Here is a 16,351-nt window from a genome sequence, read left to right as displayed (position 1 = left end):
CCCACGCTGCGCTTCCGTCAACTCAACTTTCATCGCTACACGCATGATTTCCCCTCCATATGACAAGGATACATGCATATATATAATAAGTCTTATTATTTATGACGCACTACACTAGCATCATGCAGTTGTGGCCAGCTAACGGCCCATGTGACGGGCGATCCTGTCCGCATCTCCATTTGCCACTGCCTGGCTTGCCAGCGCCGCACTGGCAGTCCCTTTGCGCATCAAGCAAGGTTTTTGCGCAAAGAAGTCAAGGTCACCGGCCAATCAACCCAGTTCATCCTCACCGGCGATGAGGGCACGCGCGCCAAGTTCCACTTCTGTCCCGGCTGCGGCGCCACGGTCTATTACGAGCCTGAGGCCATGGAAGCGTTTTTGGCGATTCCCGTTGGCGCCTTTGCCGACCCATTATTTCCTCCCCCGACCGTTTCCGTCTACGAATCGCGCATGCACGGCTGGGTTGTGCCGCCGCGCGACGCCGAGCACTTCCCGTAACGGGCGGCATCACTGTATTTGCATTATCATTTCGCACAGACCCGGGGAACCCCCTCCGGCACAAGGAGATAGCATGTTCAGTCACGTCATGGTCGGTTCGAATGATATCGAAAAGTCAAAACAGTTTTACAACGCCGTGCTCGGCGTGATCGGAGCAGGCGAACCGTACCGCAACGAAGCGCCTTCCGGTCAAGTCCGGCTTTTCTACCGGCACGAGGGAAGTACCTTTTGCATTAGCGAGCCCATCAACGGGGAAGACGCCACGTTTGCCAATGGCGGCACCATTGGCTTCAAGTGCAGTTCGCCCGAGCAAGTGCAGCAATTTTACGACACGGCACTGGCCCACGGCGGGCGCTCCATTGAAGACCCGCCGGGCCTGCGCGAGAGCCCCATGGGCACCATGCACCTGGCCTATCTGAGGGATCCGGACGGTAACAAGCTGTGTGCGGTCTGTCGCTCCAAATAAGGGCGTGCTGCTGAACGCGCAAGCGCGGGGACGCGCCCGCTTGCCGACAGCCTGATCCGTTGCGACTCATTTTTCACTTGTATGGAAGAATGAGGGATGACTAAAAGACCGAATTTTTCCGCGCTCTTCGATGCGTCGCCCTATCCGTACCTGCTCATCGATACGCACTTCGTGATCATCGGTGCGAACCCGTCGTATTTACAATCGACGGGGCGACATGCCGACGACATCTTGGGAAAAAATATCTTTGATGCATTTCCGGTCAACCCAGCGGACCCGGATTCGACCAACCTGGAGGAAGTGCGCCTGTCGATCGAGCGCGCGATTGCCACACGCGCGCCGCATACCAGCGCCCTGCTTCGCTATGCGGTGAGCCGTGAAACGCCGGAGGGCACCGTATTTGACGAGCGCTACTGGAGCGCGGTCCACACCGCGGTCCTGGACGAGAGCGGCGCGGTTGCGTTCATCATGCAAAACGCGATCGACGTGACCGACTTGTACCGCTTCGATGTCACGGCCAAAAAGTATTACCTCAAGCAAGATGCCAACGCCGTGCCGGACGTCGCGCAGCTAAACCGGCCCCAGATGCATGAAGCGATGACGCGTATCCTGAATGCGGAGCGCAGCCAGCTGCAAATATTGTTCAATCAGGCGCCGGGATTCATCGCGGTGCTGACCGGCGCTGACCATACGTATGAAACGGCCAACGAAGCTTACTACCAGCTGATCGGTTACCGGAACATCATTGGCCAGAGCGCAGCGACAGCACTGCCCGAGCTGGCAGGCCAAGGTTTCGACCAACTTCTCGACAGCGCCTATCAAACCGGCAAGCCGGTTGTTTTGCGCGAGCGAAAGATCACGCTGCAACGTGAACCCGGCGGCCCGCTGGAAGACCGGTATGTCGACATGCTTTACCAACCGATCCGGGGCCAGGACGGACGGGTGACCGGTATTTTTGCACAGGGCAATGACGTCACCGGCGCGTACCAGGCCAAGTGCGCCTTGTCCGAAAAAATCGCGCAACTGGAAGAAGCGCAGTCCAGCCAGGCTTTTCAGCTGGAACTGGCCGATCGCATCCGCCAATTAAGCAATCCCGACGACGTGACCGCAGCCGCATGCGAATTGCTGGGGCGAAAATTGCATGTCTGGCGCGTACTGTATGCGGAAGTGGACGACGACCGGGGCGCCATTTTGACCCGGCGTGGCTGGACGGCAACGGGAGGCGAAGGTGTGGTACGGCAATGCAAGACAATGGATGATTTCAGTCCCGCTGTCATCGCGTTACTGCGCAGCGGGAAAACCGTGGTCATTGACGATGTGGTGCAAAAAAACGAGACGGCCAAGCACCTGGACGCATTGCCGCACAGCGATGTGCGCGCCGAGCTGCTGTTGCCACTAGTAAATGCGGGCAAATTGACGGTGGTCCTGGTGATCGGCAGCGCCGCCCCGCGCGTCTGGCGCGACAAGGAACTGCGCATGGCGCAGGAAATGGCCGAACGCACCTGGTCGGCAGTGGAAACGGTACAGGCGCAAATTGCCTTGCGCGCCGAACGCGACCAGAGCCAGTACATTTTTGACGGCATGGTTGAAGGCTTTGCCGTCCTGGACCGCGACTGGGCCATCCGGCGCATGAATGCCGAGGGCTTGCGCATTACCCAGCGTTCAGCCGCCGAGGTAATCGGACACAACCATTGGGACGTCTTTCCCGAATTCAAAGGCACCGTCACCGAAGAAGCTTACCGCCGCGTGATGCAGACCGGGATAACTGAAATCATCGAGCTATCCTATATCCGGCCAGACGAAAAGCCATCGTGGATGGAAATACGCGCGCACCGTTCACTGGATGGCGGTATCGCATTTTTCTTTCGCGATGTTACCGAGCGCAGGTTGGCGCAGGAACAGCTGACCATTGCCGATCGGCGCAAGGACGAATTCCTGGCCATGCTTGCCCATGAGCTGAGAAATCCCCTGGCCCCGATCGGGGCGGCAGCGCAGTTGTTGCAACGAGCAAAGCTCGACGACGCCCGTGTACGCCAGACCAGCCAGATCATCGGGCGCCAGGTGGACCATATGACGCACCTGATCAATGATTTGCTGGACGTCTCGCGCGTGACAAGAGGCTTGGTTACGCTGGACAAGGCGCCGCAGGATATCCGGCATATCGTCGCCGAAGCCGTGGAACAGGTGACGCCGCTGATACAGTCCCGGCGCCACCGCCTGGCCTTGTTCTTGCCTCCCGAGTCGACCAGGGTGGAAGGCGATCAAAAGCGGCTGGTGCAAGTGTTCACCAATATCCTGAACAACGCTGCCAAGTACACCAACGAGGGCGGCAATATCGTTCTCAAGACGGACGTGCAGGACGCGCGCGTGCTGGTGCAGGTGACTGACGATGGCATTGGCATGTCGGCCGACCTGGTCGAGCACGCGTTTGACCTGTTCGCGCAAGCCGAGCGCACATCGGACCGCTCCGCAGGCGGCCTGGGGCTTGGTCTGGCGCTTGTAAAAAGCCTGGCCGAACTGCACGGTGGGACCGTGACCTGCAACAGTGAAGGCATCGGCAAGGGGAGCACGTTTACTGTTTGCCTGCCGCGCCTGATGACGCAAGATCCGCAGGAAGACCATGCCTATGGCAGCAATGTGAGCGCGCCGGACGCCAAGGCCTTGCGAATTCTGATTGTGGACGACAACGTCGATGCCGCCTTGATGCTGGCGATGCTGCTCGAGGCGTCAGGCCATCAAGTGATGGTCGAATATGGCGCGCGCGAAGCCTTGGCGCGGGCCAAGGCGGAGCGGCCCGACGTCTGCCTGCTCGATATCGGCTTGCCCGGCATGGATGGGACAGAGTTGGCGCGGGGCATGCGCCTGTTGCCGGAAACGGCCGGCGCCTTGCTGATTGCCGCCACCGGCTATGGACAAGAAAGCGACCGCCAGCGCACCATGGCGGCCGGGTTCAACCATCACCTGGTCAAACCGCTGGATATGAAAAAGCTGTTTTCCATACTTGAACAGGTTTGATTGCGCGAAGCAGTGATGGCCTCCTGCATTCTCAGGCGAAAGTAAAAGCGCGGCCTCGCCCCCAAAGCGACAGATCTATCGTGCGCGTCTGGACAATCTGAAAACGCACACATAGACTGGACGTTTTTGAAGACGGAGCGACGAGATGCTTGCGCCCGAAGATCAGGGTAGCCTGTCAGCCATAACTTCACGGCATTGTCTGCCATGGACTGCCGAGGAGTCCAGTCGCGCGGATCTGTACGGTCTGTGCGCCAGCCTGCTGCTCGACGTTCCCGATGGCGTCTTGCTCGCGTCACTCGGCGCAGCCGCGCCCGATCTCACGTCTTTGCCCGGCAACCCCCTCCAGGATGCACTTGGCAAACTGGCTGCGGCGGCCAGCATCACGCCGCAGGGCACTGTCCGCGACCAATTCGACACCCTGTTCACCAGCACCGGCACCCCCGTCATCAACCCGTATGCCAGCGTGTACTTGGCCGGCTTCATGAACGACAAACCGCTTGCCCGACTGCGCGGCGATCTCGCGCAACTGGGCTTGGCGCGCGTTGCCGGGCGCGGCGAGGCCGAAGATCACCTTGGCGTGCTGTGCGAAATCATGCGCGTCATGATCGGTAGCGAACAACTGCGGCAACCGCTGTGGCGCCAGCAGCAATTTTTCTTCCGCCACATTCATCCCTGGTATGCAGCGTGCCTGACGCAGGTGCGCCAGACAGCGGGCGCCACCTTCTATGGGCGTGCAGCGCATGTTGTTCATACCTTTCTCGAGATTGAAGCGCAAGCATTCACCATCGATCACCCCGCCAGCCAAACCGAGGAGACTTCTTGATGACCAAGGACGCAACCCTGCCTGACGCCAGGCGCCGGCGTTTCCTGGCAGCGGCCGGCGGCGCCGGTGCGCTCGCTACCGTGGCGGCCATCGCCCGGCCGGCAGCAGCAGCCGAAGCGCGGCCCCTTTCACCGGCCGCCACGCCGGGCGGCTATCACGAGACTGAGCATATTCGCCATTATTACCGCACTGCCCGCTACTGGTAGCCGCCAAGGACGCCGCTGATGACTATTGACTCGCTTTCGCCATCGCCCCGGGTCCAACCGTCCGGGCTGACCCGCAGCAGCGGCTCGGGGCGCCGCGACTTTCTGGTCAAGGCCGGCATCACGGCCGGGGTTGCCTCGTTCGCCCGCCATCTGCAAGTGAACGTGATCGGCCAGGCGCGCGCCCAGGCGCCGCCAGTGGACGACAGCAGCCAGACCAAACACACCGTGTGCACCCACTGCTCGGTGGGCTGCTCGGTGGAAGCAGTCGTCAAGAACGGCGTGTGGATTCGGCAGGAAGCGGCCTTCGGCTCCCCCATCAATATGGGCGCCCATTGCGCCAAGGGGGCGTCGCTGCGCGAGCATGGCCATGGGGAACACCGGCTGCGCTATCCGATGAAACTGGTGGCAGGAAAGTATCAGCGCATTTCGTGGCAGCAAGCGATCGAGGAAATCGGCACTCAGTTGCTCAAGCTGCGCCAGCATGCGGGGCCCGATGCCTTGATGGTCATCGGCAGCAGCAAGCACAGCAACGAGCAGGCGTATTTGATGCGCAAATTTGTCTCTATGTGGGGCAGCAATAATTGCGACCATCAAGCGCGCATCTGTCATTCCACCACCGTGGCCGGCGTCGCCCAGACCTATGGCTATGGCGCGATGACCAATTCGTTCAACGATTTGCATCATAGTAAAGCCGTGATGTTCATCGGCTCCAATCCGGCCGAAGCCCATCCGATTTCGATGCTGCATTTCCTGCATGCCAAGGAGCTCGGCGCCAAGATGATCGTGGTCGATCCGCGCTTTACCCGCACGGCGCGCTTTGCGCATCAGTACGTCACCATCCGGCCCGGTACCGATATTGCGCTGGTATGGGGCATTGTCTGGCATATTTTCAAGAACAACTGGGAAGACGGCGCCTATATCGCCGCCCGCACGCACGGCATGGAAGCGGTGCGGGCCGAGGTGGAGAAATGGACGCCGGACAAGGTGCTCGATGTGACCGGTGTGCCCGAAGCAGCCGTGCACCAGATCGCCGCGACGCTGGCCAACAATCGCCCTTCGTCGGTGGTGTGGTGCATGGGAATTACCCAGCACCACGTGGGCACAGCCAACGTCAGGGCGCTGTCAATTCTGCAGCTCGTGCTTGGCAATATCGGTGTCGCGGGCGGTGGCGCCAACATTTACCGTGGCCACGACAACGTGCAGGGCGCTACCGACGTCGGGCCGAACCCGGACTCCCTGCCCGGCTACTACGGGATCGCACAAGGGGCCTGGAAGTATTTCTCGACTGTTTGGGGCGTCGACTACGATTGGCTCAAGGCCCGCTTCGCCTCCCAGGAATTGATGGAAAAACCGGGATTGACAGTCTCGCGCTGGTTTGACGGCGTGTTGGAAAAAAACGAATACCTCGACCAGCCCAGCAATTTGCGCGCGGTATTTTATTGGGGCCACGCGCCCAACAGCCAGACGCGCCTGCCCGACATGCAGGCTGCCATGCAAAAGCTCGACCTGCTGGTCGTGGTCGATCCCTATCCCTCCATGACGGCGGCCATGCATGGGCGCCAGGAGGGGGTTTACCTGTTGCCGGCAGCGACGCAGTTTGAAACGGAAGGCTCGGTCACCGCGTCCAACCGCAGCATCCAATGGCGCGAAAAAGTCATCGAACCGCTATTCGAATCGAAGACCGACCACGAGATCATGTATCTTCTGGCCAAAAAATTTGGCTTCGCCACTGAACTGTGCAAGAACATTGGCGTCGTCAACAACGTGCCAGTGATCGAAGACATTTTGCGCGAGATAAACCGTTCCTGCTGGACCATCGGCTACACCGGCTGCTCGCCCGAGCGCCTCAAGCTGCACATGCAAAACAAGCATACCTTCGACCCGACCACCCTGCGCGCCGCCGACGGCCCCTGCAAAGGCGACTATTACGGCTTGCCGTGGCCATGCTGGGGCACGCCCGAGATGAAGCACCCCGGCACGCCCATTTTGTATGACATCAGCCGGCCGGTCATGGAGGGCGGCATGCCGTTTCGCGCCAACTGGGGCGTGGAACACGATGGTGAAAACTTGCTGGCGGCCGATGGCTCGGCGCCCGTGGACAGTCAAATCGATACCGGCCACCCGGAGTTCGACCACGTACTGCTCAAAAAGCTGGGCTGGTGGCGCGAGTTGACGGCCGACGAGCAAAGCAAGGCCGAGGGCAAGAACTGGAAGACGGACCTGTCGGGCGGCATCATCCGGGTCGCCATGGCACATGGCTGTGCTCCCTACGGCAACGCGCGCGCACGCTGCAATGTCTGGAATTTTCCCGATCCCGTGCCCGTGCACCGCGAACCGCTGTTGTCGCCCCGGCGCGACCTCGTCGCCAAATACCCGACCTATGACGACAAGGCCAGTTTCTGGCGCCTGCCAACCTTGTTCAAGTCCGTCCAGGCAATGGATTACTCCACACAATACCCGCTGGTGATGACTTCCGGACGGCTGGTCGAGTACGAAGGCGGCGGCGACGAGACGCGCTCCAATCCCTGGCTGGCCGAACTGCAGCAGGACATGTTTATTGAGATCAACCCAGTTGACGCCGCCAAATACGGCGCCGCCACCGGTCACTATCTGTGGGTGGAAACGCCAACCGGCGCGCGCATGAAGATCAAGGCGATGGTGACGCCGCGCGTTCCCGCCGGCATTGTCTGGATGCCATTCCATTTCGGCGGCTGGTGGATGGGCGCCGACTTGCACGACAACTATCCGACAGGCGCCGCCCCGATCGTGCGTGGCGAGGCGGTCAATACCGGTTGGACGTACGGCTATGACGCCGTCACGATGATGCAAGAAACCAAGGTATCGCTGTGCCGTTTGGCCGCTTTGTAAAGGATTGACGATGTCGGCAAGAATGAAATTCATTTGCGATACCGAACGCTGCATCGACTGCAATGGCTGCGTCACCGCGTGCAAGAACGAAAATGAAACGCCGTGGGGTGTCAATCGGCGCCGCGTCGTCACGATCAATGATGGTGTGCCGGGCGAACAATCGATCTCGGTTGCCTGCATGCATTGTACTGACGCGCCCTGCATGGCGGTGTGTCCCACCAACTGCATTTATCACACGGCTGACGGGATCGTTTTGCACAACAAGGATCAGTGCATCGGCTGCGGCTATTGCTCATACGCGTGTCCGTTCGGCGCGCCGCAGTTTCCGGAAAGCGGGCTGTTCAACCATCGCGGCAAAATGGACAAGTGCACATTCTGCGCGGGCGGGCCGGAGCCGGACATGTCGGACGCGGAGTTCAAGAAATATGGCCGCAACCGGATCGCCGAAGGCAAACTGCCCGCCTGCGCGGAACAGTGCGCCACCAAGGCGCTGCTGGCGGGCGACGCTGCGCAGATCGCCGACATCTACCGCCAGAGGGTAGACACCCGCGGTTACGGCGCGCAACTTTGGGGCTGGGACGTTGCCTACAACAGGAGCAAGAAATGACGCGCGCACGGCGCCCGCCTTGCCTGAGCTTGGGGTTGCCGATGCTGCTGGCGGTGCTGCTGGGCGGCTGCCTTGAAGTCGAGCAATATCCAGCGTATGCGCACGGGGCGTACGCTGGCAAGAAGGATGATCAGGCGCCCTTGCGCAAGTTCGGCAACGACCGGCGCGCATGGCAGGCCGCCGTGGCTGCGCGCACCGGCTTCCAGAACGAATACCTGCGCACCAAACCCTGAAGGAGACGCCATTGCGCACCTTGCTGACCCTGATATGCATGCTCCTTGCCTTGTGCGCCGGCCAGGCGGGCGCACGCGGCGGCCCGTCGCCCAGGGACTATCCTGAAGAACAGACCATCAGTGAACATGAGCAAAATGGGCGCAACCCAGGGCCGTTGTCGGCGGCCTCCGGCCAGCAGCATGTCGACCGCCACTATCTGGGCGACTATGGCTTGCACGAGCGTGACGTGATTCTGCAGCGCGGCGGCAATACCTGGCGACTGCTGCGCAACGGGCCGCTGGCGCTGGCCACGGGCAGCGTGCTGCTCGCCACGCCCTTGCTCATTGCCGCGTTCTATCTGCTGGTGGGGCCGCTCGTGGTCAGCGGCGCGCCGGCCGGCGTGACACTGCAGCGCTTTACCCTGTGGCAGCGACTGCTGCACTGGTCGACGGCGCTCAGCTTTCTGGTGCTCGCCGTCAGCGGCTTGACGATCATGTTTGGAAAAAAACTGGTGCTGCCCTGGCTCGGCCACGATGCCTTTGCCAATGTTGCACTAGTCAGCAAATACCTGCACAACCTGGTCGGTCCGCTATTCATCCTGTGCTCGGTGCTGCTGTTCGCCACGTTTGCACGCAAGAATATGTTCAACCACGTGGACTGGAACTGGCTGCGCCAGGCGGGCGGCTTGTTTTCCAAAAAACACGTGCCGGCCGAGTACTTCAATGCAGGGGAAAAACTATGGTTCTGGTGCGGGCTTACTTTGCTGGGCTTGCTGATGTCGGTCACTGGCCTGGTGCTCGATTTCGTCGTGTTCGACCAGACCCGCTATGTCTTGCAGGTGGCCGATGTCCTGCACACCGGCGGCGCCGCGCTCTACATTGCAGGCGCGCTCGGGCACACCTACATCGGCACCGTGGGCGTGCCCGGCGCGTACCGGGCCATGCGCCATGGTGATGTTGACGAGCAGTGGGCAAAGGAACACCACAGCCTGTGGTACCGGGCGGCCAAAGGACGCGCTGCAGGGCTGGGCCCGGAGCCCAGCGAGCGGGAGGAAAAGCTATGATCTTGCAGCAAAGACTTACCGCGATCGCCGCGCTGTTCGCTTCGTTCGCTTCGTTCGCTTCGTTCGCTTCGTTCGCTTCGTTCGCTTTGCTCGCTTTGTCCGCTTTGTCGTTCAGCGCTTGCGGCGCGCGCGAAGCGTCCTTGGCAGCGCCGCGCCAGACCGGTTTCCCCGGGCAGATCAGCGCGGGCGGCGGGACTAGCGGCCAAGTGCTCACGCACAATGGCCGTCCTAAAACGGCGGGCGAGACGACCGGCGGCACGCCATTTCATGCAGGTGGAGCCGAAGGCAACACGGGCGGAACCGCCACTGCCGGCACGGTGCAGGAATCAGGCCAGGGGCCGTCTGGCAAGCAGCCGCCGCCAGACCAGAACGCCAAGACAGCACCATCGAAATAGGAGACAGCATGCTTCGCATTACCGACCTGTCACTGGCGGGCGTTCTCTGCTTGACCGCAGTGGCGGCGCACGCCGCGCTACCGGCGCCAACGCCTGAGCAGCGTGCAGCCGGCGCCGCCAAGAAGGCGGCAGCGGACGCCCAGGCCCTGCTCGACCAGCAAGCGCTGTTGGGCACCATGGATGCGATCGCCGCGCGCTGGCGGGCCAATGCGCGGGTGCATGGGTGGGCCGTGTACAAACCGGTTCCCGTGCCCGCGCCCATCGCCGCGTTGAAGGCCCCGGCCAATGCGGGGCAAGCGCCCGTTGCCGCACCCGCGCCAGCCATGAAAGGCAAGCCCTGATGCGCATCGCACAGCTGGCAATTGGCGTCATCATGCAACGGCGCAGCCTGAACAATCGGTGGCTCAGCGAGGCCTGGTCGGCGGTCGCCGTCGTGCAGCATGCCGGCGCCGACACCGGGGTGCGGATGCTCACCTGCACCCCCGAGCGCGACACGTATCTGGTACCCGGCTTGTCGCTCGAACTGTATCCGGACGAAGACGAAGGCTATTTTGAAAACGCGATGGCGCCCGAACCGAAGGTGTTCGTCAAATGGCGCATGCACGAAGGCCGCGCCATACCGGTGATGGCATCGGTCAGTTATGCCGAAGGCACGCGCATGTTCGATTCCGGCGAAGCGGCCGACGGCGTGCCAATGCCTGGCGAGATCCATGCATGGCTGCTGGCCTACCTGCGGGAACACTATCAGCCGCGCAGTAAAAAGCGCGCCCATCGGGGACCAAAAACGGTGGACCAGCCATGAGCGACGAAGCATTCCTGCACCGCTGGTCGCGCTTGAAACGGGCCGCCGCCCACCCCCCGAGCGCCAGCGAAGCGGTCGACATCCCCAGTGCCCTTCAGGGGGCAAAGCCGCCCGCGGCGGTAGCGGCAACAAAGCCACCGCTTCCCGAGCACGCCGCAGTGCCGGGACCCACCATGGCCGATGTGGCGCTGCTGGGCGCCGACGCCGACTATGCGCCTTTCATGGTAAAAACAGTGGATCGGACAGTGCAGCGCATGGCGCTCAAAAAGCTGTTTGCCGATCCGTGCTTTAACGTCATGGACCGGCTGGACATCTATATCGACGACTACAATCGCGCCAGCCCGGTATCTGCGGCCATGCTGGACGGCTTGCAGCATGCGCGCGAACTGCTTGCCCGTGGCCTCGAACTTGAGGCCACGGGCAAGCAACTCGCGCAAGCAGCGCCTTTCCCCCCACCCGACGAGACCAAGGCATGAACGTTGCAGTGCTTTCAAGGCTGGACAGCGCGCCACGCTCGCCGGTTCAGTACAGATCGAATGGCGAATTGCTCATCGTCGGGCCGGCAGCGCTGGCCATGCCGCTAGCCGAACAGCTCGCCGCGCAATTGCTCGTAACCGTGGTGCTGACGGACGGACCGCTCCCTCCATCCCTGCCCGGACAAGTGCGCTTTCCCGTCCATGCCGGGCGGGCGCCGGCGCTGCGCGGCTGGCTAGGCGCGTTTGAAGCACAATGGCAGGACTGGAAAACGCCCTCGTCAGTGATCAGCCTGCACGTGGACCTGGTGCTCGATGTGCAGGCAGCGCCGCTGTTCAGCGTGCATGTAACGCCGCGCGGATATTTTCGGCCGGGGAGTGATGCTGGCGCCCAGCAGGCGGCGGCAGCCGAGCTGGTGCAGCTAGTCGGGCAGTTCGAGAAACCCCGCTTTTTCCAATACAAGGAACGGCTGTGCGCGCATAGCCGCAACGCGCAGCCAGGCTGCAGCAAGTGCATTGACGTTTGCTCCGCCCAGGCGATCAGCAGCGCCGGCGAGCGCATCGCCGTCAACCCGCACCTGTGCGCTGGCTGCGGCGCGTGCTGCACGGTGTGCCCGTCCGGTGCGCTCGCTTACGACTTTCCACCGGCAACAACGTCTGGTGAACAGATCAAGACGGCAATCGATGCGCATTTTATCGCGCACGCGACCGCGCCGCAGCTGGTGTTCCACGCGCAAGCCGAAGACTGGCCAGAACAGGTGATCGGTATTGCCGTGCAAGACATTGCCGTGGTTGGCATGGACCTGTGGCTGGCCGCGCTGGCTTACGGCGCCGGCAATGTCACGCTGCTTTGTCCTGCCGACGAAGCGCCGCAATCGCGCAGCATGTTGCGCGATCAGGTCGGCATTGCGCAGGTAATTCTCGGCGCGCTCGGTTATGAGCAAGGGTGTATCAGCCTGCTGGAAAACGGCTTCGAGCCTGCCATTACGCCAGCGCCAGTGCCGGTTCGCGCCAAGTTCAATGTAGCCGTCGACAAGCGCACCACGCTTGACCTGGCGCTTTCTCACCTTTATGAACATGCTCCATCGCCACAGCAGGTATCCGCATTGCCCGCGGGTTCACCCTACGGCGCCCTTGCGCTCGACAAGGCCGCGTGTACCTTGTGCATGTCGTGCGTCGGCGCCTGCCCCGCAGCTGCCCTGCAAGATGGCGCCAGCGCGCCGCAGTTGCGCTTTATTGAAGCCAATTGCGTGCAATGCTCGCTGTGTGTGAACACATGCCCCGAGGACGCCTTGACCTTGGTGCCGCGCCTCTCGTTTTCCAGCGACGCCAAGCGGGCGGTGGTAATTAACGAAACCGCCCCATTTTGCTGCATCCGCTGCGGCAAACCGTTTGGCACCCTAAAAATGGTAGAGACCATGCTTGCGAAGCTCGGGCAGCACAGTGCATTTCGCGATCATCCCGAGCGCATGCAAATGTGCGGCGACTGTCGGGTAATCGACATGATGAAGGCAGGTTAGCCAACCGCGCTACTTTCGCGTGCGATCGGCAACAGCTTGCCGCGGTGCCATGCGCCACGATGCTTTCCCGACCAGCGCCGGTTTAGTACTGCCCACCAACCCAAATACAGCTGTTCCCCAAAGAATCAATCCTGCTCCAAAACAGCCGGCAGGATCCAAGGGACCACTGCCGGCGAACGGGTAAATCATGGCCAGTGCCACCAGCGCTGCCCCGGTTAAGAGATGAGGCCGGTACGCGAACAGTCTTGCCATTGGAAAAAAGTGGAGACCGACAACGAGCATGATGCCCGGGATCACCCAGTCACCGTAGGTGGTCGCGTTGAGTATCTGCACCATCAAAAAAATGGCCCCGTACTGGACAACATTAATAATGGCAAACGCTTTGCCATGATCGGCCTTTTTGTCGCCGGCCGGCAGCTTGTTTGCCCGAACCACACGCAGCCCGACCACGAAAATAAAACAGGCGACCAGCCAGATTGCAGCGTCGAGCAGCAATACCTTTTTCCCATAAGCTAGCTCCAATCCTCCGGTGAGCCACATTGCGCCGAAAAAGGAGAGAAAGAGTGCGCCGATTCCCAGCCCCCGCTTGCGTTCGATGGACATTGTCATTTTGTGTTGCCTCGTGCGTTGATTGAACAAGCATGCAGTGTGATTTCCAGGGCGTGGACACGCCAGTGCCGCTTGCAACGACTTTCAGGTGACAAATGTCACCGCGCTTGCCCGCCCCTTGGCTGGGCGATAACAAGCGGTCTGGTCTGCAACGTTACGCTGCCTGTTAAAATCGCCATGCCAACCCGAGGACCACAATGGAACAAGCTGCTACGGATAATATTGCGCTCCAGATTTTGACGCGCCTGCAGGCGCCCGAACCCGACCACGCGCGTTTTTCCGGCACCCCACTCGACACGACGGCGCTTGACGCACAGCAGTTGGGGCAGCTTTGGCCCACGCTCAAACGCCTGTGCAACGCGACTGCAAAAAGCCTGGCGCGCGAGACCGCACTGACGGTCTTGCTTGACGCTGAAAAGCGCAATCTGTCACCCGTTCTCGACCTGGCAATGTGCACGGCGACACTGGCCGATCTTGCCGAGGGCGATCTGGCAGAAGCAGTTGCCACGCTCAGCTACACCCCAAACATTGCCGATGCTGATGACGCAATCCGCGCCCAGGTCGTGCGCGTACTTGGCCCTGCCAACGAATGGGAAAGCACACCATTCTTTGACGTGTACAAGGTCTACCCACTCGCCCGCATCGCCGGCTCAGAGAGCTTGGCCGAGCTACGCGCCTTGGTCTACAAACGTTACGCGCTCTCGCCCTTGCGACTCCATGAATTCGACGTATTTTCCCAACTTGGGCTGGCCTCAGTGCTGTCCATCGGCGGCGGGCGCAACATGCCTTACTGGACACAGGGGGGCGGCTCGGACGATACGCAACCGGACCCGGTATTCGCCCTCACCCATGAAGCGGCGTACATCGACTTTGCGCAAGGCGCACTGGAGTCAGCCTGCACCCAAGTGCAGCAGTTGCACGCGGGGCGTATTCCTTACAAAGCCGATGGACTGTTCACCGTTGACGACACCCAAGTGTTGGGACGCGCGGCGCGCTTGGCGGCGCTACGCGACGAACCGTGGTACGCCAACCTCATCGGCACCTTGCTGCCAGGGGTGTGCGTAGCGCCCACTGCGGCCAAGACCATGCCTTCGCAATCGCTCGCAATCGCACTCGGCCACGCCGTTGAAGCGATCCCGACACCGGAAAGCGTTGCCGCTTTGCGCGCCGCTTTGGCCGTCATTCGCCACAGCGGCGTTGAAAAAAAGCTGTCGCGAAACTTGCGACCAGCCGAACGCGCGCTCGGCGCTCGCCCTGAAATCGCCTTGCGCCTTGCTCTGATGAGCGGCCCCGACCCGAAGCAAGACAAAAAGCGTGTAGCCATGTTGGCGCTCTGCCTGGAAGCGGGCTGGTACCAAGACTTGCGGATGACTTGGTCTGAATGGGATGCGAATTTGGCAAACGCACCCCGGCGGCAAGGCCCTTGCCGCAAGCCTCATCTGGAACGCCGTCGATTCGGACAGTAACGGTCCGTCAGCATGCAGCTTCATGCTCGATGCCAAGTCAGGAAAGCCTTGCGATCCTGACGGCCTTCCTTGTGCGATCAGCGCGCACAGCCAGATCAGCCTTTGGCACCCGCTACTGGCAAGCGAAGCCGAACGGCAAGCATGGCAAGGCAAGGCACCGTCATGCGCAAGAAGACGCAGCAAATGGTGCGGCAGGCATTCCGGGAATACTACGTTCCGCTGGCCGCAGAAGTATCACAGGCCGATTCGAGCTTGTTTGCCGGACATGGCATATCGCTTGTGCCACTGATCGGCCTGGCGCGCCGCGAAGGCTGGCAAATCGACAAGGACTGCGGCTTGTTGCGCCAATTCGGTCGCGTCCATGTTCAGTTTGCCATTGCGGCCGATCTGTACCCGGGCGTGAGCGGGCATGCGCACACTGGCAACATCTCCTTTGCCGTGCGCGACGCTCGTCGCTGGACCCCGATGGCACAGCAGAGGTACCACCAGTCGTGTTTTCCGAAGTGGCGCGGGCCGTGGATTTATTGGTCAGCGTCAGCGCGTTTGCCATAGACGACCGACAAGACAGCTGCGCGCTCACCATGGGCGACCTCGGTTTTTGTGGCGCCGCACCTAGCCCCAAAGGCCGGCAATACCTTGCGCGCACGCGCCGACTCGACCACCTGGGCCAATTATCCTTGAGCGAAATGGGCCGCGCCCGGCGCGCTGTGCCATCGTGTTTGCCGAACAGATTGCCAATGGCCGCCTGCACCTCGACAGCCATCACATCCGCGTGGGCAATTACAGCGTGCACCTGGCGAGCGCCCGCGTCCTCAATGGCAATGCCCCGATCCTGCTGCCTGCCGACGACCAGTCCAGAAAACTATCCGCGCTACCCTGGTTGCCATACGACGAAGTATTACTGCAAAAAATAGTCGACCAGGTAGCCCAGTTGCTTACGCAATAGAAATTGCTGTTCTCGGCGACGGCGAAAGCGCCGCGCCTGTGTCCGTTTGCGGCACTCTCGATTGCACTTAATCCGGTGCCTGCACCGTATGTTACGTTCCGCAGTATTTTAGGGGCGGCGTACCATCCTATTCGAGGTTGAATTTTGGAACTTGTCGCGATGTTTTTTCGGAGGACCTTTTCCGCAGGCATTCATGGGACGGGGGGCATCACGGTGGCGGCAGATTTGGTTCCGTGGCCGACCGCTCTGGAGGAGCTCCGGACGAACGCAGGGGTACGCCCTGAACGGGCGATCTCGCATCCGCTCGGCTCGAATCGCCCCTGCCGGATAGACCACGTTGAAAGCGGCTGGCAGGGGCCATGCTTGAATTTGTGCGCGCCA

18 protein-coding genes and 1 pseudogene are annotated in these 16,351 nt (G+C 61.4%); 18 read left to right on the top strand and 1 reads right to left on the bottom strand.

Annotated elements, in window-relative coordinates:
• The first annotated feature begins 150 nt into the window (after positions 1–150).
• The 14 genes from ACP7D4_RS26695 (at position 151) to ACP7D4_RS26630 (ending at position 12,949) form a co-directional block, all read left to right on the top strand.
• Entirely contained in the window at positions 151–498 is a 348-nt protein-coding gene (locus tag ACP7D4_RS26695) for a GFA family protein (RefSeq protein WP_426212356.1), read from the top strand.
• A gap of 73 nt (positions 499–571) precedes the next feature.
• Entirely contained in the window at positions 572–964 is a 393-nt protein-coding gene (locus tag ACP7D4_RS26690; RefSeq protein WP_426107604.1) for a VOC family protein, read from the top strand.
• Between the two features lie 96 nt (positions 965–1,060).
• Positions 1,061–3,979: a PAS domain-containing protein gene (locus ACP7D4_RS26685; RefSeq protein ID WP_426212354.1), complete on the top strand. Its 2,919-nt coding sequence runs from the start codon at positions 1,061–1,063 to the stop codon at positions 3,977–3,979.
• 145 nt (positions 3,980–4,124) lie between these two features.
• Positions 4,125–4,802 carry a TorD/DmsD family molecular chaperone gene (locus ACP7D4_RS26680; protein WP_426107601.1) on the top strand — a complete coding sequence of 226 codons (678 nt, stop codon included), beginning with the start codon at positions 4,125–4,127 and terminating at the stop codon, positions 4,800–4,802.
• The gene (locus ACP7D4_RS26675; RefSeq protein ID WP_426212353.1) at positions 4,799–5,008 is read left to right on the top strand and encodes a formate dehydrogenase; all 210 of its coding nucleotides are present in this window, start codon (positions 4,799–4,801) and stop codon (positions 5,006–5,008) included. The genes ACP7D4_RS26680 and ACP7D4_RS26675 overlap by 4 nt, the downstream gene beginning before the upstream one ends.
• Positions 5,009–5,026: 18 nt before the next feature.
• Complete coding sequence (locus ACP7D4_RS26670) at positions 5,027–7,876, top strand: molybdopterin-dependent oxidoreductase (RefSeq protein WP_426107599.1); 2,850 nt, start codon at positions 5,027–5,029, stop codon at positions 7,874–7,876.
• 10 nt (positions 7,877–7,886) lie between these two features.
• A complete protein-coding gene (gene fdh3B / locus ACP7D4_RS26665; protein WP_426107598.1) occupies positions 7,887–8,483 on the top strand; it encodes a formate dehydrogenase FDH3 subunit beta in 597 nt (198 codons plus the stop codon).
• On the top strand, positions 8,480–8,716 hold the full coding sequence (locus tag ACP7D4_RS26660) for a hypothetical protein (protein WP_426107597.1): 237 nt from the start codon (positions 8,480–8,482) through the stop codon (positions 8,714–8,716). Before fdh3B ends, ACP7D4_RS26660 begins: the two co-directional genes overlap by 4 nt.
• 11 nt (positions 8,717–8,727) lie before the next feature.
• A complete protein-coding gene (locus tag ACP7D4_RS26655) occupies positions 8,728–9,759 on the top strand; it encodes a formate dehydrogenase subunit gamma (RefSeq protein WP_426212351.1) in 1,032 nt (343 codons plus the stop codon).
• Entirely contained in the window at positions 9,756–10,154 is a 399-nt protein-coding gene (locus ACP7D4_RS26650; protein ID WP_426212349.1) for a hypothetical protein, read from the top strand. Before ACP7D4_RS26655 ends, ACP7D4_RS26650 begins: the two co-directional genes overlap by 4 nt.
• Positions 10,155–10,162: 8 nt before the next feature.
• Complete coding sequence (locus tag ACP7D4_RS26645) at positions 10,163–10,495, top strand: hypothetical protein (protein WP_426212348.1); 333 nt, start codon at positions 10,163–10,165, stop codon at positions 10,493–10,495.
• Positions 10,495–10,956, top strand: coding sequence for a DUF3305 domain-containing protein (locus ACP7D4_RS26640; protein WP_426107593.1), 462 nt, complete (start codon positions 10,495–10,497; stop codon positions 10,954–10,956). Before ACP7D4_RS26645 ends, ACP7D4_RS26640 begins: the two co-directional genes overlap by 1 nt.
• Complete coding sequence (locus ACP7D4_RS26635) at positions 10,953–11,432, top strand: DUF3306 domain-containing protein (protein WP_426107592.1); 480 nt, start codon at positions 10,953–10,955, stop codon at positions 11,430–11,432. The genes ACP7D4_RS26640 and ACP7D4_RS26635 overlap by 4 nt, the downstream gene beginning before the upstream one ends.
• Positions 11,429–12,949 carry a 4Fe-4S dicluster domain-containing protein gene (locus ACP7D4_RS26630; protein WP_426212347.1) on the top strand — a complete coding sequence of 507 codons (1,521 nt, stop codon included), beginning with the start codon at positions 11,429–11,431 and terminating at the stop codon, positions 12,947–12,949. Before ACP7D4_RS26635 ends, ACP7D4_RS26630 begins: the two co-directional genes overlap by 4 nt.
• 9 nt (positions 12,950–12,958) lie before the next feature.
• Here ACP7D4_RS26630 and ACP7D4_RS26625 read toward each other — a convergent pair whose 3' ends face one another.
• Complete coding sequence (locus ACP7D4_RS26625) at positions 12,959–13,558, bottom strand: hypothetical protein (protein WP_426212346.1); 600 nt, start codon at positions 13,556–13,558, stop codon at positions 12,959–12,961.
• A gap of 197 nt (positions 13,559–13,755) precedes the next feature.
• Between ACP7D4_RS26625 and ACP7D4_RS26620 the strand changes: the two genes are divergently transcribed.
• From ACP7D4_RS26620 to ACP7D4_RS26605, 4 genes and pseudogenes are all read left to right on the top strand, one after another.
• On the top strand, positions 13,756–15,024 hold the full coding sequence (locus ACP7D4_RS26620) for a hypothetical protein (protein WP_426212344.1): 1,269 nt from the start codon (positions 13,756–13,758) through the stop codon (positions 15,022–15,024).
• A pseudogene (locus tag ACP7D4_RS26615) lies at positions 14,945–15,112 on the top strand (hypothetical protein); the annotation flags it as partial. The gene ACP7D4_RS26620 and the pseudogene ACP7D4_RS26615, both read left to right, overlap by 80 nt.
• A 74-nt stretch (positions 15,113–15,186) precedes the next feature.
• Positions 15,187–15,576, top strand: coding sequence for a hypothetical protein (locus tag ACP7D4_RS26610; protein WP_426212357.1), 390 nt, complete (start codon positions 15,187–15,189; stop codon positions 15,574–15,576).
• Positions 15,577–15,739: 163 nt separating this feature from the next.
• A complete protein-coding gene (locus ACP7D4_RS26605; protein ID WP_426212343.1) occupies positions 15,740–15,970 on the top strand; it encodes a hypothetical protein in 231 nt (76 codons plus the stop codon).
• Positions 15,971–16,351: the final 381 nt, after the last annotated feature.

This window comes from Massilia sp. TWP1-3-3, assembly GCF_049897805.1.
Lineage (GTDB): Bacteria > Pseudomonadota > Gammaproteobacteria > Burkholderiales > Burkholderiaceae_D > Telluria_A.
This window is presented reverse-complemented; position numbering and strand designations above follow the sequence as displayed.